Raw genomic sequence first — 23647 nt, 5'->3', positions numbered from 1 at the left:
AAGAAGAAAACAAAATGGCCTGCTGATTCAGCAGGCCATTTTCATTTCAGGGAAGATGCCCGGGCGCATGATTGTGAGCCTGCAATGACCAGGCGTAACACAGCAGGACTTAGAGCTTCGGCACCAGCCCCCGCACAGCCTTCAACGACTCGCTGACATGCCCCTGCGGACCTGAATCCGTGTGCGCATACACCACCTTGCCATCCTGCCCGATCACGTAGGACACCCGCGATGCGAAGCCGGCAAAGCCGAAGGCACCCGCCGCCTCGTACTGCTTGGCCACCTTCAGCCCCGCATCGGACGCCACCGGGAACTTGCCCTGGCAGTGCGACACCGAGAACTTCTTCAGCTTGGTGATGTCATCACCCGAGACGCCGATCACGCTGGCACCGGCCTTGGCAAACTGCGGCATGGCCTCGGCGAAGAGCTTGGCCTCGACACTGCAACCGGGCGTGAATGCGGCCGGGTAGAAATACACCACCACCGGTCCCTTGCTGCGCAGGGCCTTGCTGTCGACACTGATCTGGTTGCCGGCCTGGGCGGCAGGCAGAACGAAATCCGGTGCCTTGGCACCCACTGCCAACAGGGCATGGGCCGGAAGCGACACGGCAAGAACAGCGGCGCCCAGCGCGGCCGAAAGAATGGACGTGTTCATTTGCTCAGATACCTCATGGCGTCTTCGATGCCCTTCAAGGTCAGCGGATGCATGCGACCATCCAGCAGCTGCAGGGTCATCTCGGTGGACGGGGTCATGCCCCAGTGCTTTTCCGGCTCGGGATTGAGCCATACCATCTTCTCGAAATGCTGAGTGAGGCGTTGCATCCAGACCGCGCCCGGCTCCTCGTTGAAGTGCTCGACCGAGCCGCCAACGGCCTGGATCTCGTACGGGGACATGCTGGCATCACCGACGATGACTACCCGGTAGTCCTTGCCGAACTTGTGGATGATGTCCCAGATAGGCGTGCGCTCGCTCCAGCGCCGGAAGTTGTTCTTCCAGACCGACTCGTAGATGAAGTTGTGGAAGTAATAGAACTCGAGGTGCTTGAACTCGCTGCGCGCCGCCGAGAACAGCTCCTCGCAGACCCGCACATAGGGATCCATCGATCCGCCAATATCAAAGAAAATCAGAACCTTGACGCGATTCTTGCGCTCCGGGACCAGCTTGATGTCGAGCAGACCGGCATTGTGCGCCGTGTTGCGGATGGTGTCGTCGATGTCCAGCACCTCCTCCGCGCCCTGGCGGGCGAAACGGCGCAGGCGGCGCAGGGCGAGCTTGATGTTGCGGATGCCGAGCTCGACGTTGTCGTCGAGGTTGCGGAAGTCGCGCTTCTCCCAGACCTTGACCGCACTCTTGTTGCGTGACGGCCCGGCCAGGCGTATGCCCTCGGGATTGGCGCCATAGGCGCCAAAGGGCGAGGTGCCGCCGGTGCCGATCATCTTGTTGCCGCCCTGGTGACGCTTCTCCTGCTCCTCGAGTCGCTCGCGAAACTTGCGCAGCAACTCGTCCAGCGAGCCGGCCTTCTCGATTTCCGACAGCTCCTCCGGTGACAGCGTCTTCTCCAGCTCCTTGCGCAGCCAGTCCTCGGGCAGAACCTTGCTCAGCAACTCGGGCGTGACCAGATCAAGACCGTCAAAAAACGCCTTGAAGCCGCGATCGAACTTGTCGATGTGGCGCTCGTCCTTGACCAGGCAGATCTTCGCCAGGTGGTAGAACTGCTCGGCATCGGCGTAGACCAGTCCGGACTTGAGCGCGGCATTGAGCTCCAGCAGCTCGCGAATGCTGACCGGCACCTTGTGCGCGCGCAGGGTCTCGAAGAACTTGACCAGCATGCTCGTTTCCCCCTGCCCTGCCCGTGCATCCCGTGACGCACGAACGGCGGGCCATCGTGCTTACTGGGCCGTCTCGCGGCGGTTCATGAAGGCCAGACGCTCCAGCAGGGCGACGTCAGCCTCGTTCTTCAGCAGCGCGCCATAGAGCGGCGGAATGGCCTTGCGCGGATCGCGGTTGCGCAGAACGTCCTCGGGCATGTCATCGGACAGGATGAGCTTGAGCCAGTCGATCAGCTCCGACGTGGTCGGCTTCTTCTTCAGGCCCGGCACCTTGCGCAGGTCGAAGAAGATGTCCAGCGCTTCCTTCAGCAGCGTGCCCTTGATGCCGGGGTGATGCACCTCGACGATGGCCTTCATGGTCTCGGCATCGGGGAACTGGATGTAGTGGAAGAAGCAGCGGCGCAGGAAGGCGTCCGGCAGCTCCTTCTCGTTGTTGGAGGTGATGATGACGATGGGACGATGCTTGGCCTTGATGGTCTCGCCGGTCTCGTAGACAAAGAACTCCATCTTGTCGAGCTCGGTCAGCAGGTCGTTGGGGAATTCGATGTCAGCCTTGTCGATCTCGTCGATCAGCAGCACCACGCGCTCGTCAGCCTCGAAGGCCTCCCAGAGCTTGCCCTTGCGGATGTAGTTGCGGATGTCATGCACGCGCTCGGTGCCGAGCTGGGAGTCACGCAGTCGCGACACCGCATCGTATTCGTAGAGGCCCTGCTGGGCCTTGGTGGTCGACTTGATGTGCCACTGGATCAGCCGCGTGTTCTCGGCCAGCGCCACCTGCTCGGCCAGCAGGGTCTTGCCGGTACCCGGCTCGCCCTTGATCAGCAGCGGCTTCTGCAGGGTGATGGCGGCATTGACGGCCAGCGTCAGTTCCGGGGTGGCGATGTAGTGATCCGTGCCGATGAAAGACATGTGAACCTCGATAGCGCGGCCAGGATGGCCAGATGATATGACATGAGCCTAACGGAATGCGTCAGGAATGTAACGGGAACAACCGCAGACATGCAGGGTCACCGCAGCCTCCAGAGCCACGGCAACCGCCGCGACTCACGAGTTGCTGGTGCCATGCTGGCGCTGCCAGAGCGCATCCAGCCACAGCCAGATGCCACCAAACAGGAACCAGGACAGGGCCACCTTGAACATGCCCAGCGGCGCCTTCATCAGCAGCTGGAAGGCAAACGCCAGCAGCGACGGCGCCAGCACCAGGCTCTGGTCCGCCGAGGTCATCAGGGCCGGACTGAACAGCAGGACCAGCACGACGATGCGCGCCACCCGCAGGCTGTTGGGAAACCAGGCGGCCAGATGCGGGCGCAGGAACACCCGGTAAAGCACCACGGCAGCGCCCAGATAGACCAGCCATGCCGCCAGATAGACCGGATTCATGTCGTGCTCTCCTGGCTGTCGTCATCATCCGTGGCCAGCCGGCGACGCCACGCCGGCGCCTGATCCGGCTGGATCAGCCAAGGCTCGGGAGGGGGCGGCATCTGCAGATAGAACCCCGCGGACTCGAGATGCTCCATGACCTTGCTGACATCCGCCCGCGCCAGCGGACGCTCCGGGCTGAGCACGAGATCAGTGACGTGGCGCGGCTGGCCGAAGCCGGCCAGCAAGGCCTCGGGTACCGCCTGAAGTCCTTTGGCCTTGGGCACGTAGAGGTACATCTCGTCCTTGCGGCTGCTCTTGTAGATGGAGCAGAAGAGTCGACTGGTCATGGGCATATCCTGGGTCTAGACACCGGCATGGCGTTGCTTGCGCCATGCCGCGAGTGCATCGCGGTGCTGATTCAACACGCCGGCCACGGCATCTGGCAAGTGCCCGGCTCGCCAGCCCGGTATCACGGCAAGGCCGGCCTCGAGGCCGTCATCGACGGCGGCCAGCACGACCTGCTCGGCCAGGCGCTTGCGCCAGAGCACTTCCATGGGCAGTTGAAGACGCTCGGCAACCGGCTGCAGCGACTGCTTGAGGGCATCAAAAACACGGCCTGCCTCGCGGGGCAGCGGCATCGGCAACGGCATGGGCCACTCCGACGGCGGCAAGGATGTCGCGTCGGCAATGAGCGCCAGCAGCGCCTCGCCATCACGCCTTGCCACGCGTGGATTGAGCTCGTCGATCTGCTGCAGCTCACGCATCGTGCGTGGCTGCAGACGTGCCATCTCGAACAGCGACAGCGGCTTGAGCAGATGCCCGCGTGGCACATCGCGTGCCACAGCCTCGCGCTCGCGCCAGGCCATCAGCGTCTGCAGCACCGCCAGCGCCTTGGGCGGCAACCGCCAGGCATTGGGGTGATCCAGCCACACCAGCTCGGGATCCGGCAGCGCCACCGGACGACAGACCTCGGCGCACTCGGCGACAAACAGCGGCCACAGCTCGCGTACCTGCAGACGCTCCCGGGCCGCTGCATACAAGGCCGGCAGATGTCGCACGTCGAGCGCGGCATAGTCGCACTGCTGCACGCTCAGCGGACGTGCCAGCCAGTCCGAGCGTGAGGCATCCTTGGGAATGTCGATGCCCAGCATCAGCTGCAGCGCCTTCTGGTAGCCCACCTGCAGACCCTCGCCCAGCATGGCCAGCGCGATCTGGGTGTCATGAATGACGCCCAGGCCCTGCGGCACCAGCGGAGAAAGGACTTCAAGGTCCTCGGAGCAGGCGTGCAGGACCTTGCAGGGGCCTGACGGCCCCAGCAGCGGAGCCAGCGCCTGCAGCGACGGGATCGCCAGGGGATCGACCAGCGCCTCGCCCTGCCCGTCACCCAGCTGCACCAGGCCAAGACGCGGAAAGAAGGTGTCGACCCGGATGAACTCGGTGTCCAGCGCCAGCGGCGCCGCCTGATGCCAGCGTGGCAGGGACTGCTCGAGCCCCTGCGCGCTGGCGATATACATCGTCTGTGTCAATCGATTCCCAACTGTTTGGCGATCACTTCGTTCATGATCTCGTAAGTGCCGCCGCCAATCGAGAGAATTCGGTTGTCACGGTACAGTCTTTCCACCACCGACTCGCGCATGTAGCCCATGCCACCGAAGATCTGCACCGCTTCGGTGGTGACGAAGTCGGAGGTCTGCGTGGCGAAGTTCTTGGCCATCGACACCTCCTTCACCGACGGGATGCCGTCAGCGATGCGGGCACCGACCCGGTAGGTGAACTCGCGGCTGGCCTCGATGCGTGTCGCCATGTCGGCCAGCTTGTGACGGATCACCTGCAGACGGCCGATGGCCTTGCCGAAGGCCTCGCGCTCGCGCGACCAGCGGATGGCTTCTTCCAGTGCCATCTGTGCCGTCATGTTGGCCATCACCGCCAGGTTGAGCCGCTCCATCTGGAAGTTGCTCATGATCAGCAGGAAGCCGGCATTCTCGCTGCCGATCAGGTTCTCCGCCGGCACGATGACGTTGTCAAAGAACACCTCGGCGGTGTCGGAAGCCCACCAGCCCATCTTCTTCAGCGGCTGACCGGTGGACACCCCGACGCGCGAGCGCTCGATGACCAGCAGACTGACACCGGCATAGCCGGGGCCGCCGGTACGTACGGCGGCGACATAGAAGTCGGCACGAATGCCGGAGGTGATGTAGATCTTGCTGCCGTTGACCACATAGTGATCGCCGTTGACCTCGTCATGACGGCGTTCGGCGCGGGTGCGCAGGCTGGCGACATCCGATCCGCCAGACGGCTCGGTGATGGCCAGGGCGGCGATCATGTCACCTGCCAGCACGGGGCCGACAAAGCGGTCCTTGAGCGCCTGGCTGCCCCACTTCTCCAGCGGCGGCAGCGCGATGTCCAGCGAGCCCAGGCTGGCCGCGAAACCACCGGAGGTGGAGCGCATGACCTCCTCGGTGGCGGCAATCTTCATGAACACGTCTTCGCCGGTACCGCCATAGGCCGGATCATGGCCGATGCCGAGCAGGCCGGCGGCTCCGGCCTTGCGGTAGATCTCGCGGGGAAAGCTGCCCGCCTCTTCCCAGGCGTTGATGTGCGGCAGCACCTCGCGCTGGATGAACTGGCGAGCGGTAAGACGCACCTGCTCGTGGGTCTCGTTGAAATAGGGGGTGAACAGACTCATGAAAAACACTCCGGTGCATTGCAGAAAGCGCAACGTGACCGGTCGGTTTTACAGGCCGCCCGCGGCGACAGCAAGGCAGAAAGTGACGAAATACGACGAATCTGGTGACAGCGCGTAATGTCTCAGATCGGACGTCGGCCACTGAGTGCATGACTCAGGGTGCTGCCATCGACAAATTCCAGTTCACCACCCACGGGCACGCCATGGGCAATGCGGGTCATGCTCAGCGGCAGGTCACGAGTCGCCTCGCGCAGGTAGTGCGCCGTGGCCTCGCCCTCGATCGTGGGGTTGGTGGCGATGATGACTTCGCGGATGGCTGGCGTGCTGCGCAGGCGCTCGATCAGCGCCGGCAGGCCAAGCTCGCCGGGGCCGATGCCGTCCAGCGGTGACAGGCGCCCGAGCAGCACATGGTAGCGCCCGCGGTAGCCGCCACTCTGCTCCAGCGCCAGCACGTCCATGGGACTCTCGACAATGCAGAGCTGGCTGTCATCGCGGCCCGGGTGACTGCACAGACCGCAGACCGGCTGCTCCGACAGGTTGCGGCAGACCTGGCAGTGATCGACCTCGTTCAAGGCTTTCTGAAGGGTGTCCGCCAGACGCAGACCGCCCGCGCGCTGGCGCTCCAGCAGGTGCAACGCCATGCGCTGTGCCGATTTCGGGCCGACACCCGGCAGCACGCGCAGAGCGTCGATGAGGTCGCGGATCAGGGGACTGAGCATGCGCCGGCAGCGTCCGTCAGAACGGCAGCTTCATGCCCGGCGGCAGGCCGAGACCGGCCGTGGCGGCACCCATGGTTTCCTTGCTCCTGGCTTCGACCTTGCGCACGGCGTCGTTGACGGCGGCAGCCAGCAGGTCCTCGAGGATTTCCTTGTCCTCGCTGAGCAGGCTGTCGTCGATGCTGACGCGCTTGACGTCATGCTGGCCGTTCATGGTGACCTTGACCAGACCGGCGCCCGACTCGCCAACCAGCTCCAGGCTGGCCAGCTCTTCCTGGGCCTTCTGCATGTTCTTCTGCATCTGTTCCTGCATGCGTTGGGCCTGTTGCATCAGTTGCTGCATGTTCATCGGGTGTTCCTCATGTTCAGAAAGAGATTAATGCTTGATCTGCAGGCTTTCCGGCACCAGCTGAGCCTCGAAGGTGGACATCAGCGCCTTCACCACCGGATCGTCACGCACAGCTCGCTCGGCTTGCTCGCGACGCGCCGCGAGCTCGCGCTGGCGTCGTTGCGCCGGAGTTTCAGCGGACGGCTCGACCATCAGCAGCTGCACCGGCTGCTGCGGAAACTGGCCGGCCAGCCTGTGCTGCAACTGCGGCAAGGCCTGACCGCCTGCCAGCATCTGGTGCCGGGGCGAGAGCTGCAAGGTCCAGCGGCCATCCTGATCGACGACCAGCACGGTGTTGCGCGCCAGGTTGATCGCCGCCCCCGAAAGGCCGGAGCACTCCACCCACTCGGCCCAGCGTGCCGGCGTCCAGGCGGCATCGCTTGATGCCTGAAGCAGCGGCTCCACCACAGGGGCGGTGCAGACCGGCTCCGGACTGATCGCCGGCGCCGGCGTGGCAGCGGTCGCAGCGGGTACGGGGGGAGCAACAACGGCAGGGCTCTGCAGCGGGCCAGCCGGCTGAACGCTAGCTGCCGGGGCAGGCTGGCGCGGCAGGGATGCCGTCACGGGTGCCGCGGAGGCAGAACGCCCGGAAGCCGCCGGACCGGAGCCCTGGGCACCCGTGGAAGAAGACGACGACACCGGGCCACCCGGGATGCCGGCATCCGCCGGGCGGAAGGCCAGCATGCGCAGGAGGGTCATCTCGAAACCGGCACGGGCATCCACCGCCAGCGGCAGGTCACGGCGACCATGCAGCGCCATCTGGTAGTACAGCTGCAGGTCTTCCGGGGTGATGGCAGCGGCCAGCTGCAGCAGGCGATCACGATCGCCTTCGGCATTGTCGATGGCATCCGGCACCACCTGGGCCACGGCCAGGCGATGCAGCACGCTGATCAGCTCGGCCAGCGCTCCGGCAAAATCGATGCTCTGCTCGGCCATGGCCGCGATCACCGCCAGCAAGGCCGCCGCGTCTCCCGCATGCAAGGCGTCAAGCACGCGAAACACCTGGTCGCGGTCAATGGAGCCGAGCAGACCGCGCACCTCGGCCTCGAGCAGACGCCCCTGGCCGAAGGCAATGGCCTGGTCCGTCAGCGACAGGGCATCACGCATGGAGCCCTGGGCACCGCGCGCGAGCAGCCAGAGCGCGCCCTCCTCGGCCGCAATGCCTTCCTGGGTCAGCACCTGCTGCAGATGCGTGACCACCCGCTCCGGCGTCATCGGCTTGAGCGCGAACTGCAGGCAGCGTGACAGGATGGTGACCGGCAGCTTCTGCGGATCGGTGGTGGCAAGCAGGAACTTCACATGCGGTGGCGGCTCTTCCAGCGTCTTCAGCAAGGCATTGAAGGAGTGGCCGGAGAGCATGTGCACTTCGTCGATCAGGTAGACCTTGTAGCGCCCGCGGGTCGGCGCGTACTGCACGTTGTCGAGCAGTTCGCGGGTGTCCTCGACCTTGGTGCGCGAGGCGGCGTCGACCTCGATCAGATCGACAAAGCGGCCCTCGTCGATTTCACGGCAGGTAGTGCAGACGCCACAGGGCGTGGCACTGATGCCCTGCTCGCAGTTCAGGCAGCGCGACAGGATGCGTGCGATGGTGGTCTTGCCGACCCCGCGGGTACCGGTGAACAGGTAGGCGTGGTGCAGACGGTTCTGCTCCAGCGCATGCGTGAGAGCGCGCGCCACCACATCCTGACCGACCAGCTCCTGGAAGCGACGCGGCCGGTACTTGCGGGCGAGAACCTGATAACCCATGGCGGACAACCTGTCTGATGTTGCCGCCTATCCTATCGGATGGCGTGATCAGGCCCAAGCCGCATTGACCTTTTTGCATCCAGACAATCCGCATGAGACATCACGGCTTGCCAGATGACCGCCTGGTCGCGTAGGGTCGGCAGCAGTTCCCGACCCGTGTTCGATACCATGCTGTCACCCGCCCAACGTGTTTCCCGCATTGCCAACCAGACCTATCGCCGTCGAACCGGCGTGATTCCTGCCCAGCCCTGGTGGCAGCACCTGCCCGGCGACTTCGCCAGCTGGCCGGACCGCTTCCGGCTCGACATCACCACGCGGCTGATGGTCGGCGGCACGGCTGGCATCGATGTCGGCCTGCGGACCGGCATCGCCACGCTGGCAGGGGTGTTTGCCGTGCCCAGCACCTTGCGCCCGGAAACCGTGGCACTGGATCGTGACAACCGTGCCTTCTATCAGGCCCTGGCCGACGCCGGCGATGCCGCCGCCATCTATCCGCGCCCGACCCAGCGCCCGATCATGCAGCATCACCAGCCTGGCTGGCTGGATTACCGGCCGAAGGTCGGCCATGTTGACGTGCTGTCGTTCGAAAGCGAGTTCCGCACGGTGAATCCGGCCATGCAGGCACACTACAGCCGCTTCCGGCGCAACCGTACCGCTTGGGCCGAGCATTGGGTGCACGGCGATCGTCCGCGTCCGACGCTGATCGTGATCCACGGCTTCACCGCCGATCCCTACTGGCTGAACAGCCGCTTTCTGGCCCTGCCCTGGTTCTACGAGCTGGGCTACGACATCCTGCTGGTGACCCTGCCCTTCCACGGCCGTCGCCAGGAGCGCAGCTCGCCGTACAGCGGCCATGGCTATTTCTCGCACGGCTTCTGCCACATGAACGAGACCGTCGCGCATGCCATTCATGACATCCGCGTGTTCATGGATTACCTGGAAAAAACCGGCGTGACCCAGATCGGCGCCACCGGCATCAGTCTCGGCGGCTACACCACCGCCCTGCTGGCGTCAGTGGACGAGCGCCTTAAGTGCGCGATTCCCAACGTGCCCGTGGTAAGCATCATCGACATCATCCTGTCCTGGCAGCCGGCAAGCTGGCTGGCGAAGGCAGGCATGAAACTGGGGGGCATCACCTTGCAGGAGGCACGGCATACCGTGGCCATCCAATCGGCGTTGAGCTTTCCGGCCGTCATTGACCATGACCGGCTCATGCTGATTGCCGGTGCCGGTGACCGGCTGGCGCCACCCAAGCATACCTACCTGCTCTGGGAGCACTGGCAGCGCTGCCGGTTGCACTGGTTCCCCGGCAATCACCTGATTCATCTCGATCAGGGCCGCTATCTGCGGGCCATGCGCAGCTTCATGAAACAGATCGGCTTCGTGCCGTGACGGAGCGTGCCGTGACGGGGCGCGCCGGCGTGACCGGCGACGCAACCCGCTGGCAAGCGCTTACTTGAACTTGTCAGTCAGCGACTTGAGGGCGCTCGTGGCTTCGCTGGCCAGGCCTTCGACACGACCCTTGAGGTCGCCCAGGGCCGCTTCGCCGCTCTGCAGCAGGCCGTTGATCTGGCTCTGGACATCGGCCTGAACGCCCTTCAGGCGCTCCAGCTGGGCTTCCAGCTCGGACTTGGCCTCCGCAGTGGCGCCTTCGGCCTTGGCCTTGAGGCCATCGGCCTGGGTCTTCAGATCATTCAGTTGGGTTTGCAGTTTCTGCTTCAGTTCGTCGAGGGAACTCATGACATCGTCTCCTGGGGCGTGATCGATCACGGACAGCGCATCCGTGCCTATCGCTTATAGCGCGAGCACATGACATTGGTGTGCAAAAACCGGATGAGCGGAGTCCCGGCTCGCCCAGCGGCAAGGCGCCCGAGCAGCGCAGCTAGGCCACGCCGCCGTGCTGCAGCCACTGCACGGCGCCCTCGCCGGCCCGGCGTCCGGAGGCGAAGCAGGCCGTCAGCAGATAACCACCGGTGGGTGCTTCCCAGTCCAGCATCTCGCCGGCGCAGAACACGCCGGGGAGCGCGTTCAGCATGAGCCCGGAATCCAGCGCAGCACGGCTGATGCCACCCGCCGTGCTGATCGCCTCGTCCAGCGGACGGGTCGCGCTCAATGTCACCGGCAGCATCTTGCACAGCGCCGCCTGCTGCCGCAGAACCGGCATCCCGGCCAGACCCTGTGCCTGCAACCAGCTCGAGGTGTCCGGCTGACGCCAGACCTCCTCAAGCAGGGCGCTTTTCACGCCATCGAGTCCGGCACGCTGCCAGAGCCGGCTGCGCGTGAGTCCCGCCTTGCCGGCAGCAGCCTTGTCCAGGGCCGCACCCAGCGTGGCCAGGGAGCGATCCGGCAGCAGATCCAGGGTGATGACGGCACGCCCGCAGGCCTCGATGCGCTCGCGGATGGCACGCGCATGGGCATAGATCAGGCCGCCCTCAAGACCGTCACGGGTCAGGATGCACTCGCCGCGCCGCTCCCGCGTGCCGGCCAGCCACGGCAATGACAGGCTGACATTCTTCAGCGGCTCGCCGGCTCGACGCGTAAGCACCTCGCTCCAGTCTGCCTCGAAGCCGCAATTCGCTGCCCGCAACGAAGTGACGGACACCCCGCGATCAGCCAGCCACGGCAGCCAGGCGCCATCCGATCCCAGGCGTGCCCAGCTGCCGCCACCCAGCGCCAGCACCACCACCCGTGCCTGCAACGACGTGGTGCCGTCTGGAGTCGCGAAACCCAGCAGCCAGTCACTGCCGTCCCGTGCCAGATCCCCTTGCCAGCGATGCCGGGTCAGAAGCTGCATGCCCTGTCCGCGCAGACGCTGCAGCCAACGTCGCAACAATGGCGCCGCCTTCATGCCGGCGGGAAAGACGCGACCGGAACTGCCGACGAAGGTCTCGACACCGAGCCCGGCAGCCCAGGCGCGCAGGGCCTCAGCCCCGAACACGTCAAGCTGGGGGCGCAGCCAGTCGGCGGCATCCTCGTAACGGGCAAGGAAGTCGGATGTCGCTTCGGAATGGGTGAGATTGAGTCCGCCGATGCCGGCGAGCAGAAACTTGCGGCCAGGTGACGGCATGGCATCACAGACGGTGACGTCGAAACCCGCCTGCAGCAGCTGCTCGGCAGCCATAAGACCGGCAGGACCGGCACCCACGACGAGCGCTGTCATGACATCAGGAAAAAGGGGGAAGGAACAATGAGGGTGGCGACCCTGCCAGCCCGACCCCGGCACATGCTTGACGGGGACCGTTGCTTCCTTCCGGACCTGGCGGGATTGACCGTTTCACATTGCGAGGAGACCGGCAGGGCCACCATAACGACGCTCGCTCACGAACGAGGGCGCAGTATAGAGAAAAGCCGCGAGGCTGCCTACCACTGCGCCGCATCATACGGGCCGATTGCTCAGTGCTCGCCCTGCACGGCATAGAAGGTATCCAGCTCGTGCACCAGATGCTTCATCACCGACCGGTTGTTGACCATTTCCATGTGACCGATGCCGGGCAGCGCGACATTGCGCCCGTAATGCTCGGCCACCCGGCTGCCGCTCTGCGGCGCCACGATGGTGTCATGCGGCGACCACAGCGCCACGAACGGAACCGGACAGGGCACGGCCTCGATCTCGGTCATCAAGGTGCGCGCCCACGGGTTCTCGTCGGTGAGCTGAGACACGATAGGGCCCATGCCCTCCTTGCCCCGCGCCAGCACCGTGCCGCGGAACGGCGAGCCGACGGCAATGGCCAGCGCAGCCTTGTTCATGCCACCAAAGCGGTGCAGATACAGCCGTATCACCAGACCACCCATGCTGTGCCCGATCAGCACCACATGGCGGGCACCGGTATCGGCCAGCACCGCGTCGACAAAGCGCGCGACATGCTGGGCATTCTTTTCCACGCTGTCGAAGATCGGCTCCGGACTGACGGCATAGACTTGGCTGTAGCCCGTCGCGATCAGATGATCCCGCCAGGCCTTGAGGTAGCCGCGATTGGTGAAGAAGCCGGGCACCAGCACGATGGGCAGGCCCTTGTGCGGCAAGCCCCGGGGCGGGTTGGTCGGCACCCAGCGCGGCTCGAAGGCGAACAGGAAGGGATAGGTCAGCATGGCTGCCCACCACTCACGGAGGATCATCGCCAGCGTGGCCGGGAGACCGATCTCCTGCTCGGGGGTCTTGGGGGAGCGTGCCTTCCAGGTCGGAATCACGTTGCCCAGCACCATTACCAGGCGCAGCATGGCGAACGTGGACAGCACCACCAGGAGCACGGCCAGCGGAGAGCTGCCACGGCTGAGCAGCCAGGCAGCCAGCAGGACGTAGAGCGCAAGCTCGATCCAGAATGCCTTGAGAAAGCCGCGGCCATGCGCGGTATAGCCTTGTTCGGGAATCATTTCTTGTTGTTTTCCTGACGAGCACGCCGGCCAGCGCAACGCGCGCTGCCGGGTCATGTGAAAGCGATGTTACGCGTTTTCGCCAACGGCATGAAAGCGCGCCAGCACCGTGTCGGTGGCCAGCGCCGCCTGCCAGTCGAGATCACTCAAGCCGCCGACATCGTGGGTTTGCCAGGTGACGCTGAGACGGCGGTAGCCGAAGCTGACGTAGGGGTGATGGTCCATCGCCACCGCCAGCGCCATCAATTCGGTGATAACAGCCTGAACGGCGGCAAAGTCCGGCAGCAGCACCTCGGCAACCAGCGCGTTGTCACGCTGCTGCCACCAGCGCGCCAGCCGGACCGAGCAGTTCATTTCCCCGGCACCGCTTTCGGGCGCACGGCGCGGTGAAAGGCGTTCTGCGGCGACATGCGGTCATGATCCTTGAGGGCAAAGAGCTTGGTGTTCAGCGACGAGCCGCCATCCACGCACAGGCAGGCACCGGTCATGTACGAGGCGGCCGGTGACAGCAGGAACACGATCGCGCTGCTGATCTCGTCCTCGTCGCCCATGCGGCGGGCCGGAATCGTGGCGTTCATCTGCGGAATCACGTGCTGGGCAAAGGACGGGTCATAGCGATCCATGCCGCTGGAGGCAATGAAGCCCGGTGCAACGGCATTCAGGCGCACGCCACGGTTGGCCCACTCCACCGCGGCCGTCTCGGTGAAGCTGAGCATGCCGGCACGTGCCGCCCCGGAATGCGCCATGGCCGGCATGCCGCGCCACATGTCGGCGATGATGTTGACGATGCTGCCACCGGTCTTTGCCATCGACTGGTTGAACACCTCTCGCGCGACCAGGAAGCCGCCGGTGAGGTTGTTGGCCACCACCGCGTCCCAGCCTTTCTTGGAGATCTTCTCGACCGGGGACGGGAACTGGCCACCGGCGTTGTTGACCAGGCCATGGATGACGCCGCGCTCAGCCACCACCGCCGCCACCATCTTCTGCACCGCCTCCTCGTCACGAATGTCGACGCTGTGCAGACTGCACTCGCCGCCATCCTCGCGAATCTCGCGCGCCACGTTCTCCAGACGCTCCAGATTGCGTCCCACCAGCACCACGTGAGCACCCAGCGCCGCCAGCTCATGCGCGGTGCAGCGGCCAATGCCGGAACCACCTCCGGTGACAATATGGGTTTGACCGGCGAACAGGCCGGGACGGAAGACGGTGCGGAAAGACATGAAGGAATCCCTTGTTACAGTGAAGAGGCAGAAAATGCCCGCACATGACACAAGGGCGTGACCATAAAGTCAAGGTTGGCGACGCGGCGCGACAAACACCCGCAGCGGAAACCGACAGACCGGCAGATCAGCGGCCACGCCGCAGCAAGCCCACCAGAAAAAGCAGTACCAGCGCGCCGATCAGGGCCGTCAGCAGATTGCCTGCCGAAACCCCCACCGAATCGAACAGATAGCCCCCGATCACGGAACCCAGAACACCCACCACCATGTTGCCGACCAGACCGAAGCCGCCGCCCTTCATGATCAGACCGGCCAGCCAGCCGGCAACGGCACCTATCAGCAGAAACCAGATCACGCTCATGACGACCACCTTCCAGATCGATTGGAAGGTCAGCATAGCACCGACGGCACAAAGCAAAAGGCCCGGTCATTGCTGACCGGGCCTTGCTGTGTGGTGACCCCACGGGGAATCGAACCCCGGTTACCGCCGTGAAAGGGCGATGTCCTAACCGCTAGACGATGGGGCCGAACGTGGTGGAGCTAAGCGGGATCGAACCGCTGACCTCTACAATGCCATTGTAGCGCTCTCCCAGCTGAGCTATAGCCCCACATTCCCGAACGCTGCTGGGTGTGCGTCGTTCGATGGCGCGCAGTTTATGGATGACCAAAAACCCTGTCAACAGCAATTCGCGATATTTCTCCAGGCTCTGGCGACATCGAGCATTCTCTGAGCAAAGCCCCACTCATTGTCATACCAGGCACACACTTTCACCGTGCGTCCGATCACCTTGGTCAGTGCCAGATCGACCGTGCAGGAAGCCGGATCGTGGTTGAAGTCGATGGATACCAAGGGCTCCTCGCAGACTTTCAGGATGCCGCCCAGCGATTGCGCCGCCGCATCACGCAGCAGCTGGTTGACCTCGGCCGCCGTGGTGTCCTTGGCACAGGTCAGGGTCAGATCCACCAGCGACACGTTCAGCGTCGGCACACGCATGGCGTAGCCGTCCAGACGGCCGTCGAGCTCGGGGATCACCTGCCCTATCGCCAGCGCCGCCCCGGTCTTGGTCGGAATCATGGAGTGCGTGGCTGCCCGCGCCCGCCGCAGATCGCCCTGATAGACATCGGTCAGCACCTGGTCGTTGGTCACCGAGTGGATGGTCACCATCAGTCCCTGCTCGACGGTCAGGGCACGGTGCAGCGGTAGCACCAGCGGCGCCAGGCAGTTGGTGGTGCAGGAGGCATTGGAGACGATGCGGTCACTGGCCGTCAGGCGATCATGATTGACGCCGAACACCACCGTCTTCGCGCCCGCTGCCGGTGCCGAGATCAGCACCCGCCTGGCGCCGGCAGCCAGATGAACCTGCGCCTTGTCGGCATCGGCAAAACGGCCGGTGCATTCAAGCACCAGATCGATGCCCAGCTCGCGCCATGGCAGGGCAGCCGGATCACGCACCGACAGCACGCGCACCGGCTCGTCATTGATCAGCAGAAAATCGGCCGGACTGTCGCCATGCGGCTCGCTGAGCTGCTCGACGCGCCCGCGGAAATGGCCATGGGCAGTGTCATGCCGGGTCAGATGGGCATGCGTGGCAAGATCGCCCAGATCATTGAGCGCCACCAGGCGCAGTTCATCGCGGGGTACCGCCGATTCGTGATAGGCACGAAGGATGTTGCGGCCGATGCGGCCGTAGCCGTTGATGGCAACCTGCCAGGACATGATGCCTCTTCCTTCCGGACCGGGTCGGTGATCAGAAGATGCCACTCTCCAGTCCGGCGGCGAGGGTCATCCCCAACGTTTCCGCATCTGCCACGAAGCTGTCCTGCCAAGTGCCGCGCCAGACCACTGGCGGCTGCACCCAGCTCCAGCGCAGACCGGTGACGATGGTCTGCACGGCACGGCAGGTGCCGGTGCCGTCATGGCCGGCACGCACCCAGAGCGCGCAGGGCATGCCCTGTTTTTGTTCTAGCACGGGGTAGTAGATGCGGTCAAAGAAGTCCTTCAGGGCACCACTCATGTAGCCCAGGTTCTCGGTGGTGCCGAGCAGGATGGCATCCGCCGCCAGCACGTCCTGCGCACCGGCCTCGAACGGTGACAGCACGCGCACACTCACCCCGGCGATGTCAGGATGCCCTGCCCCGCGTGCCACGGCATCGCGCAGCGCCAGGGTGTTTGGCGAGGGCGCATGCGCCACGATCAGCAGCGTTTTCATGGCCACCTCAGAGATAGTTCAGGGGCAGCGCCGTGGTATCGACGACGCGCCGCATCACGAAGCTGGAATGCACGCCGCTGACGCCCTCGATGCGGGTTATCTTGTCGAGCAGGAAGGCCTGGTAGCTGTCCATGTCGGGCACCACCACCTTGAGCAGGTAGTCGGCGCTCTGCCCGGTGATGAGGTAGCACTGCTGCACCTCCTCGAAGCCGCGCACGGTGGCCTCGAAGTTCTCGAAACGCTCGGGCGTGTGGCGATCCATGCTGATCTGGATCAGCACCGTCAGGCCCAGACCCAGTGCCTTGCCGTCAAGCAGCGCGGCACGCCCGCGAATGATGCCGGCCTCCTCCAGCTTCTGCACGCGACGCGAACACGGCGATGGCGACAGCCCGACCCGCTCGGCCAGCTGGAGATTGGAGAGACCGCCGTCCTGCTGCAAAAGCGCCAGGATGTGACGATCATAGCGATCCATCTGGAACGGATGCGATTTCATGACAATAAATCACCAATAAGACTAAATTAAACGCAACATATCACCATAAACCCTGTAAATCACCCGATCTTCGCAAGCCTTTTGCGCAACCTGCCGCATAGACTGTGTTTCGTGAGCACGACGACGGGCCCTGGCGGCCCGTCCTGCATTTTCAGGAGCAGATCATGGCCTTCGACCATCGCAAGTACCGTCCCACCCCGGCCATTGTCCGGCCGCAGCGCCGCTGGCCGGACCAGGTCATCAGCCAGGCGCCGCGCTGGTGCGCCGTCGACCTGCGTGATGGCAACCAGGCCCTGGTCAAGCCCATGACCGTCGAGCAGAAGACCCGCCTGTTCCAGCTGCTGGTCAAGCTCGGCTTCAAGGAAATCGAGGTCGGCTTCCCGGCCGCCTCGCAGCCGGACTTCGACTTCGTGCGTCAGCTCGTCGAACAGGGTCACATTCCCGATGACGTCACCATACAGGTGCTGACCCAGGCCCGCCCCGAGCTGATCGCTCGCACCTACGAGTCACTCCGGGGCGTGCCGCGCGCCATCGTGCATGTCTACAACTCGACCTCGCGCACCCAGCGCGAGCAGGTGTTCCGCACCGATGTCGCCGGCGTGAAAGCCATTGCCGTGGCCGGCGCACGGTGCGTGGCCGAGCATGCGGCCCGCCACCCGGACACCGACTGGACCTTCCAGTATTCGCCCGAAAGCTTCACCGGCACCGAGCTGGAGGTCGCCGCCGAGGTGGTCAATGCCGTCATCGACGTCTGGCAGCCCGAGCGCGGGCAGAAGGTCATCATCAACCTGCCGGCCACGGTCGAGGTCAGCACGCCCAACGTGTTTGCCGACAGCGTGGAGTGGATGCTCGAGCACATGCATCAGCGCGCGCATGTCGTGGTGTCACTGCACACGCACAATGACCGCGGCTGCGGTGTCGCCGCCGCCGAGCTCGGCGTCATGGCCGGGGCCGACCGCGTCGAAGGCACCCTGCTCGGCAACGGTGAGCGCACCGGCAACATGGACCTGGTGACCATGGCGATGAACCTGTACAGCCAGGGTGTCGATCCGATGCTGGACCTCTCCGGCATGCGCGAGATCATCGACACCGTGGAGGCCGTCACCGAGATCAAGACTCATCCCCGTCATGCCTATGCCGGCGAACTGGTGTTCACCGCCTTCTCGGGCAGCCACCAGGATGCCATCCGCAAGTGCCTGGCCAATCAGGGCGAAGCGTCTGCAGGCAACCCGTGGAATGTCGCCTACCTGCCCATCGACCCGCGCGACCTGGGACGCCGCTACGAGGAGGTGGTGCGCATCAACTCGCAGTCCGGCAAGGGTGGCGTGCTGCATGTGCTGGAACAGCAGTTCGGCATCACGCTGCCACGCTGGCTGCAGATCGACTTCTCGCGCGTGGTGCAGGAGCAGGCCGAGCGTGATGGCGGCGAGGTCGATGCCGGGCGCATCCACGCCCTGTTCCGCAGTCACTACCTGGCGGTGCCGCCGGGCTGGCATCTGGGCCGCTACGACCTGCACCGCGAGGGCGACATCGTGCACGCCGAGCTGGCACTGGACGACCACAGCCTGCAGGGTCGGGGACAGGGCGTGATCGAGGCGCTGGTGGCGGCCGTGCAGGCCGACAGCGGTCGACGGCTGGTGATCGAGGCGTATGACGAGTTTGCGCTCAGCGCCGGTACCGAGGCCCAGGCCATGGCCTGCGTCAAGGTGCGGGATGGCGACCGGGTGGCCGCTGCCGCCGGGATCGCGGGCGACACGTTGGCCGCCAGTCTGCAGGCCGTGCTCAGTGCCGCCGGACGCCTCGCCGAGACTGCGTGAGGTGACAGAGTCCCGGGCTGGTGCTGTCCTCCGGGAGGACAGCACCAGCCCGGGACTCAAAGCCGCTCAGGGGGTCGGCGAGACGGCCAGGGGCTCGCCACGGCGGAAGGCGGCGAGCAGCTTTTCCAGCTCCTTGGCCTCCTTCTTGGACACGCCGCCGAGCACCGCGATGGCTTCACGCAGACGCGCCCGGGTCATGTCCGGACCCATGATGGCCATGGCCTCCATCACCGGCGGCGCCGATGGCGAACCCGCCATGCTGACGAAGAATGGCGCCATGAAGTCACGCATCTTGATGCCCAGGAAGGCACTCAGGCGCTGCAGCAGATCCGCGATCCCCTCGTGCTGCCAGGCACGCAGCGCCTCCAGCTCCCACAGCGCGAGCTGCAGGATGGTCTTCACCTGATCCGGCGTCAGCGACTTGTGCGCGAAGCTCTCCGGCGTCAGCGCGACCTTGCCGGCGAAGAAGAAGCCGGCCTTGTCGACCGCCTCCGACAGCGTGGAAACACGGGTCTGGATCTGGCTGGCCACGCGCGCCAGATAGTCCGGGGTGATCCAGCGCTGGAAGGCCGCCACGAACTGCTGAGGTGTCAGGCCCTTGAGCCACTGGCCGTTGAGCCAGGCCAGCTTCTCGACATCGAAGATCGGCCCGCCCAGCGACACGCGCTGCACGTCGAAATTCGCGATCATCTCGGCCAGGGTGAACTGCTCGCGCTCGTCCGGCATGGACCAGCCCATGCGTCCCAGGTAGTTGAGCAGCGCCTCGGGCAGATAGCCCATGCGCTCGTAGTAGGTGATCGAGGTCGGGTTCTTGCGCTTGGACAGCTTGGACTTGTCCGGGTTGCGCAGCAGCGGCATGTGGCAGAGCTGCGGCATGTCCCAGCCGAAGTACTGGTAGAGCAGCTTGTGCTTGGGCGCCGAGCTGATCCACTCCTCGCCGCGCAGCACATGGGTGATTTCCATGAGGTGGTCATCGACCACGTTGGCGAGGTGATAGGTGGGCAGGCCGTCGGCCTTCATCAGCACCTGCATGTCGACTTCTTTCCAGTCGATGGCAATGGTGCCGCGCAGCAGGTCGTTGATCTCGCAGGTGGTCTCCTCGCGAGGCGCGTCAGCGGCCGGGCGCGGCACCTTCATGCGGATGACGTGCGGCTCGCCGGCCGCCAGGCGACGGCTGACCTCGTCGGCGGACAATCCCGTGCAGTGCCCGTCATAGCCCAGCGCGCCCTTGGCGGCGGTCTGCTCGGCACGCAGCTGCTCCAGACGCTCGGCCGTGCAGAAGCAGCGGAAGGCATGTCCCTTTTCCAGCAGGATGTTCGCGTGCGTCTTGTAGATGTCGCTGCGCTCGCTCTGACGATACGGTGCATGCGGACCGCCGACATCGGGGCCTTCATCCCAGTTCAGGCCCAGCCACTTCAGCGAGGCCAGGATCTGCTGCTCCGACTCCGGCGTCGAGCGCACCTGATCGGTATCCTCGATGCGCAGGATGAACTGACCGCCGTGCTGACGCGCGAAGCAGAGATTGAACAGGGCGACATAGGCGGTGCCGACATGAGGATCGCCGGTAGGCGAAGGCGCGACACGGGTACGCACAGGCTTGGTCAGGGCAGTCATGGACATCTCGTCACGGGAAAACGGAAGGCGCGCAGTATAAAGAAAAAGGCCGCTGCACACCTAGGTGAGCAGCGGCCCGGCCTGCGACATGCAAGCCCGATACCTCAGCCAGGCACCTCGGCCCGTCTCAGCGCGAGGCGGGCATGGCCTGCTGGCTACGCTGGGTCGGCGAGCTCATGCCGGTGACACGGCTGAACAGGCTGGTGAGCTGGTCTGTCGAGAGACCGCCGGTGGCACCCGCCTTCTGCAGCTCGTTGATCACGTCCAGCACCTCGCCCGGCAGCAGCTCGGTGACCAGCAGCGGCAGTTCGCTGTCGCTGCAGTTCTCCTCGTTGCGCACCAGATCATCGTCGAGGGCATTCACCGCCGGCAGCTGGTTCTGCACCCAGTCGTTCATCATCGCCGCTGCTTCGCCATGCACCACCGTGCGTGCGATCGACGGCATGCGGATACCGGCCTCGGCGGAGCCGACGCGGAACGGCATGATCGATGACGCCGCCTGCCCCAGCACGATGTCGTGCTTGAAGCCGCCGGAGCCGCGCCCGGCCGCCACCGGCTTCTTGCAGATGCCGTAGCGCTTGTCGACGACCCGGAAGCTGTCCAGGAACAGGCCCGAGTTGGAGCCGCCGCCATTGGGGTTGTGGCAGTGCATGCAGTTGACTTCGAGGTAGGCCCGCATGCGCTTGTGGATGTCCAGCGCGGAACCCGGCAGCTCGCCGGAGTCACCGGCGACGTCCCAGGCCGGCTGGCGTGCCTCCGGCGTGGCCGGCAGCCCGGTCAGCCAGCCGCGCGTCTTCATCAGCACCAGCTGGTTGCTGCCACCGAGATCGGCATTGACACCACGGTCGAGATTGCGCGCCTTGGGACCGATCGGTGCCGACCCCGGCTCGCGATCATCGCCGCCATGGCAGCTGATGCAGTTCAGCGCCGCCGGAATCGTGTACTGGCTGGCGGTGCCGGTGTATCGCGCACGCTGGCCGTTCTTCAGCACCTTGGGATTGGGATCCAGATAGTCCCAGGCCACCGATGCCGAACCACCCGCCAGGCTCAATGCCGCCGTCGTGGTGCGGCCATTGCCGTCATGCGACCAGATGTAGGGCAGCCCGACCCAGTTCACGCCGGTGGCGGTCTGGCGCTTGATCAGCAGACGGGTCTCGATGACCTTCTCGGCCAGCAGCTTGCCGGCCGCATCCTCCTTGCGGAAGCTGAAGGTCTTGGCGATCACCGTGCCGACCGGGAAGTCCAGGGTCGCGGTCACGCCCTGGCGGCTGTCCTTGTAGGCAGCCGGCTGCACCGAGCCCGGCGTGCTGCCCGGTGGCAGGAAGATGACGCGGTCCTTGCTGGCGTAGTCACTGAACAGGGCGGTGTTGAGCTGATACGGCATGACGCCGTTGCCCTGCCCGCCCGAGAGCGGATCGGACGCCTCCTTGAACAGGCCGTACTGCGCCAGATCCGGGCAGTCATGGCGAGCCAGCGCGGCCCAGTTGACCTCGCCCGGCTTCACTGCCGAGCAGACCTTCTGCGTCTCGGCAGCGGTCGGGCGCTTCTCGCCGGCGGTTGCCACATAGGGCAGCTTCAGCACCGGTGGCACGCGTGCCGGCAGATCGCAGTTGTGCGGCGCCAGATCGGAGGAGCCCGGCGTGGCCAGCTGCTGCACCAGCTCCGGCCCGAGGTCGGTACGATTCAACTTGGCATTCAGGAACGCCGTCTTCAGCGGGTTGCTGTCATGCTGGTTGTTGGTGATGCAGATGCCGTTTTCCGGCTTCTTGAGCTGGCCCTGGGCAGTGAATTTCCAGGCATTGTACTTGCAGGTCGGCTCCCGGTCGGAACGGTCGAAATTGGGTCGGCCGCGCTCGTCCACCCGCGCTTCGTACCGCCCGGTCTCGTTGGGATTGGGCCGGTTGAGGGGGACGCCATCCTTGTCGACGGGGTATTCGGTGCAGCCGTTCGGCGTGTCCTCGCCACCATCCCAGACAATGTCCGCACCGCGTCCGAAGTTCTTCACGCGCAGCAGCAGAGGCAGCGCCGAGGCCACGCCACGATCCGGATTGGGCTGCTGCGGATTCATGCCGTTGTTGCGGAAGGTGTTGTGGTGAATCTCCAAACCCTCCGGATAGAAGTCGTAGCGTTGATCCGGGTACTTGTTGTCGACCAGCCCGAAGTTGACGATGCCGATGCCGATGCTGTCGTTGTCATGAATCTCGTTGCCGTAGATCTCCAGCTGGTCGGAGGCCAGAACGAGCATGCCGGTGCCGCGCGGGGTCAGACCGACGATGTTGCCGATGGGCGCGAAGTTCTCGGTGTTGTTGCCGTAGCTCTTGTTGTTGCGGACGATGTTCTTCTCGCCGTACTGGCGCAGGTCAGGCAGGTCGAAGATCAGGAAGCCGCCGGTGTTCTTCGTCGCCACGTTGTTCTGGAAGATGGCGCGGTAGGTGTTCTCGAACTCGTAGCCGGCGACGTTGTAGGTGGCCAGGCAGTTCTGCACCACGACATCGCTGGACTGCCCGACGTAGACGCCGGCATCGGAGGCGCCATGCGCCTCGCAGTTCTCCATCAGGATGTGGCGCACCTCGACCGGGTACAGCGCGTAGGCGCCGACATCGGAGCGCGGGGTGTAGCCCGGATCGGTCTCGTCGCGACCGGCCAGGTCATGCCAGCGCGCACGCACGCCACGCACCGTGATGAAATTCGAGCGGAAGATGCGGATGCCGTTGCCCGGCGTGTCCTCGACAGTGAAATCCTGCAGCACCAGACCGTCCGAATAGGACGCGTTGATGCCCTCGGCACTGTCGCTCTTGGCGAAATTGAGGATGGTCTTGTCCATGCCGGCCCCCTTGAGGGTGATACCCGGCTTGCTGTTGATGAGCAGACCGGTGGGCATGTCGAAGCGGCCTTCGCACAGCGACACCACATCACCGGCACTGGCCTGGAACAGCTCGGTGAGGATGCGGTCGCGCGCCCGGGCGTCGGCGGCAATGCAGCCGCCACGGACAGCCGGCGAGGTCGGGTCGTCGCTGCCGGCAACCCGGTCATCGCTGTTGCGGGAGCAGGCGCCAAGGCCCAGCAACGACAGACTCAGCAGGGTCAATGCGGCAGCACGACCGAAAGGTGACGTGTTCATTTCTTGTTCTCGTTCTTGTCAATATTTCAAAGATACACATAAACAGCACAGAAATAACACATTCCATATCCGA

The 23647-nt window shown here is 64.9% G+C and carries 23 protein-coding genes, 2 tRNA genes and 1 other RNA gene; 2 read left to right on the top strand and 24 right to left on the bottom strand.

Annotated features, from left to right (window positions below; all coding sequences use genetic code 11):
* Positions 1–109: 109 nt before the first annotated feature.
* The 10 genes from F595_RS0104475 to dnaX all read right to left on the bottom strand — a co-directional run bounded on the left by F595_RS0104475 (position 110) and on the right by dnaX (position 8728).
* A complete protein-coding gene (locus F595_RS0104475) occupies positions 110–655 on the bottom strand; it encodes a peroxiredoxin (protein WP_022955672.1) in 546 nt (181 codons plus the stop codon).
* Positions 652–1830 carry a vWA domain-containing protein gene (locus F595_RS0104470; RefSeq protein ID WP_022955671.1) on the bottom strand — a complete coding sequence of 393 codons (1179 nt, stop codon included), beginning with the start codon at positions 1828–1830 and terminating at the stop codon, positions 652–654. The genes F595_RS0104475 and F595_RS0104470 overlap by 4 nt, the downstream gene beginning before the upstream one ends.
* 60 nt (positions 1831–1890) lie before the next feature.
* Positions 1891–2739: an AAA family ATPase gene (locus tag F595_RS0104465; protein ID WP_022955670.1), complete on the bottom strand. Its 849-nt coding sequence runs from the start codon at positions 2737–2739 to the stop codon at positions 1891–1893.
* A 135-nt stretch (positions 2740–2874) separates the two neighbouring features.
* Positions 2875–3210: a hypothetical protein gene (locus F595_RS0104460; RefSeq protein ID WP_022955669.1), complete on the bottom strand. Its 336-nt coding sequence runs from the start codon at positions 3208–3210 to the stop codon at positions 2875–2877.
* A complete protein-coding gene (locus F595_RS12740) occupies positions 3207–3539 on the bottom strand; it encodes a YcgL domain-containing protein (protein ID WP_022955668.1) in 333 nt (110 codons plus the stop codon). The genes F595_RS0104460 and F595_RS12740 overlap by 4 nt, the downstream gene beginning before the upstream one ends.
* Positions 3540–3554: 15 nt before the next feature.
* The gene (gene rnd / locus F595_RS12735) at positions 3555–4706 is read right to left on the bottom strand and encodes a ribonuclease D (RefSeq protein WP_022955667.1); all 1152 of its coding nucleotides are present in this window, start codon (positions 4704–4706) and stop codon (positions 3555–3557) included.
* Between the two features lie 8 nt (positions 4707–4714).
* On the bottom strand, positions 4715–5878 hold the full coding sequence (locus F595_RS0104445) for an acyl-CoA dehydrogenase family protein (protein ID WP_022955666.1): 1164 nt from the start codon (positions 5876–5878) through the stop codon (positions 4715–4717).
* Between the two features lie 122 nt (positions 5879–6000).
* Positions 6001–6597: a recombination mediator RecR gene (gene recR / locus F595_RS0104440; protein WP_022955665.1), complete on the bottom strand. Its 597-nt coding sequence runs from the start codon at positions 6595–6597 to the stop codon at positions 6001–6003.
* A 16-nt stretch (positions 6598–6613) separates the two neighbouring features.
* The gene (locus F595_RS0104435; protein WP_022955664.1) at positions 6614–6943 is read right to left on the bottom strand and encodes a YbaB/EbfC family nucleoid-associated protein; all 330 of its coding nucleotides are present in this window, start codon (positions 6941–6943) and stop codon (positions 6614–6616) included.
* A gap of 27 nt (positions 6944–6970) precedes the next feature.
* Positions 6971–8728: a DNA polymerase III subunit gamma/tau gene (gene dnaX, locus F595_RS0104430; protein WP_022955663.1), complete on the bottom strand. Its 1758-nt coding sequence runs from the start codon at positions 8726–8728 to the stop codon at positions 6971–6973.
* A gap of 168 nt (positions 8729–8896) precedes the next feature.
* Here dnaX and F595_RS12730 point away from each other — a divergent pair, with 168 nt between their 5' ends.
* Positions 8897–10120: an alpha/beta hydrolase gene (locus F595_RS12730; RefSeq protein ID WP_084682878.1), complete on the top strand. Its 1224-nt coding sequence runs from the start codon at positions 8897–8899 to the stop codon at positions 10118–10120.
* A 60-nt stretch (positions 10121–10180) separates the two neighbouring features.
* On the opposite strand, the gene F595_RS0104420 is transcribed toward F595_RS12730, so the two are convergent.
* The 12 genes from F595_RS0104420 to F595_RS0104370 form a co-directional block, all read right to left on the bottom strand.
* Positions 10181–10468 carry a sll1863 family stress response protein gene (locus F595_RS0104420; RefSeq protein ID WP_022955661.1) on the bottom strand — a complete coding sequence of 96 codons (288 nt, stop codon included), beginning with the start codon at positions 10466–10468 and terminating at the stop codon, positions 10181–10183.
* A 142-nt stretch (positions 10469–10610) separates the two neighbouring features.
* A complete protein-coding gene (locus F595_RS0104415; RefSeq protein WP_022955660.1) occupies positions 10611–11888 on the bottom strand; it encodes a TIGR03862 family flavoprotein in 1278 nt (425 codons plus the stop codon).
* Positions 11889–11928: 40 nt separating this feature from the next.
* Positions 11929–12024: signal recognition particle sRNA small type (gene ffs, locus F595_RS14420), an RNA gene on the bottom strand.
* Between the two features lie 97 nt (positions 12025–12121).
* A complete protein-coding gene (locus F595_RS0104410) occupies positions 12122–13099 on the bottom strand; it encodes an esterase/lipase family protein (RefSeq protein ID WP_022955659.1) in 978 nt (325 codons plus the stop codon).
* Between the two features lie 69 nt (positions 13100–13168).
* Positions 13169–13453: a 4a-hydroxytetrahydrobiopterin dehydratase gene (locus tag F595_RS12725; protein WP_022955658.1), complete on the bottom strand. Its 285-nt coding sequence runs from the start codon at positions 13451–13453 to the stop codon at positions 13169–13171.
* A complete protein-coding gene (locus F595_RS0104400) occupies positions 13450–14319 on the bottom strand; it encodes an SDR family oxidoreductase (protein ID WP_022955657.1) in 870 nt (289 codons plus the stop codon). The genes F595_RS12725 and F595_RS0104400 overlap by 4 nt, the downstream gene beginning before the upstream one ends.
* A 127-nt stretch (positions 14320–14446) precedes the next feature.
* Positions 14447–14680, bottom strand: coding sequence for a GlsB/YeaQ/YmgE family stress response membrane protein (locus F595_RS0104395; RefSeq protein ID WP_026913225.1), 234 nt, complete (start codon positions 14678–14680; stop codon positions 14447–14449).
* Positions 14681–14771: 91 nt separating this feature from the next.
* Positions 14772–14846, bottom strand: a tRNA-Glu gene (locus F595_RS0104390).
* Between the two features lie 5 nt (positions 14847–14851).
* Positions 14852–14927, bottom strand: a tRNA-Ala gene (locus F595_RS0104385).
* 68 nt (positions 14928–14995) lie between these two features.
* Positions 14996–16036 carry a type I glyceraldehyde-3-phosphate dehydrogenase gene (gene gap, locus F595_RS0104380; RefSeq protein WP_022955655.1) on the bottom strand — a complete coding sequence of 347 codons (1041 nt, stop codon included), beginning with the start codon at positions 16034–16036 and terminating at the stop codon, positions 14996–14998.
* 31 nt (positions 16037–16067) lie between these two features.
* Complete coding sequence (locus F595_RS0104375; protein WP_022955654.1) at positions 16068–16529, bottom strand: flavodoxin family protein; 462 nt, start codon at positions 16527–16529, stop codon at positions 16068–16070.
* Positions 16530–16536: 7 nt separating this feature from the next.
* Positions 16537–17022: an Lrp/AsnC family transcriptional regulator gene (locus tag F595_RS0104370; protein ID WP_026913224.1), complete on the bottom strand. Its 486-nt coding sequence runs from the start codon at positions 17020–17022 to the stop codon at positions 16537–16539.
* A gap of 164 nt (positions 17023–17186) precedes the next feature.
* Here F595_RS0104370 and F595_RS12720 point away from each other — a divergent pair, with 164 nt between their 5' ends.
* Complete coding sequence (locus tag F595_RS12720) at positions 17187–18839, top strand: 2-isopropylmalate synthase (RefSeq protein ID WP_022955652.1); 1653 nt, start codon at positions 17187–17189, stop codon at positions 18837–18839.
* Positions 18840–18905: 66 nt separating this feature from the next.
* Here F595_RS12720 and gltX read toward each other — a convergent pair whose 3' ends face one another.
* Positions 18906–20453 carry a glutamate--tRNA ligase gene (gltX, locus tag F595_RS12715; RefSeq protein ID WP_051144631.1) on the bottom strand — a complete coding sequence of 516 codons (1548 nt, stop codon included), beginning with the start codon at positions 20451–20453 and terminating at the stop codon, positions 18906–18908.
* A gap of 127 nt (positions 20454–20580) precedes the next feature.
* The gene (locus tag F595_RS14120) at positions 20581–23574 is read right to left on the bottom strand and encodes a parallel beta-helix domain-containing protein (protein ID WP_022955650.1); all 2994 of its coding nucleotides are present in this window, start codon (positions 23572–23574) and stop codon (positions 20581–20583) included.
* Positions 23575–23647: the final 73 nt, after the last annotated feature.

Source organism: Perlucidibaca piscinae DSM 21586 (assembly GCF_000420045.1).
GTDB classification, from domain to species: domain Bacteria; phylum Pseudomonadota; class Gammaproteobacteria; order Pseudomonadales; family Moraxellaceae; genus Perlucidibaca; species Perlucidibaca piscinae.
Note: the sequence above shows the minus strand (reverse complement) of the source record. Positions and strands in the feature narration are given on the sequence as shown.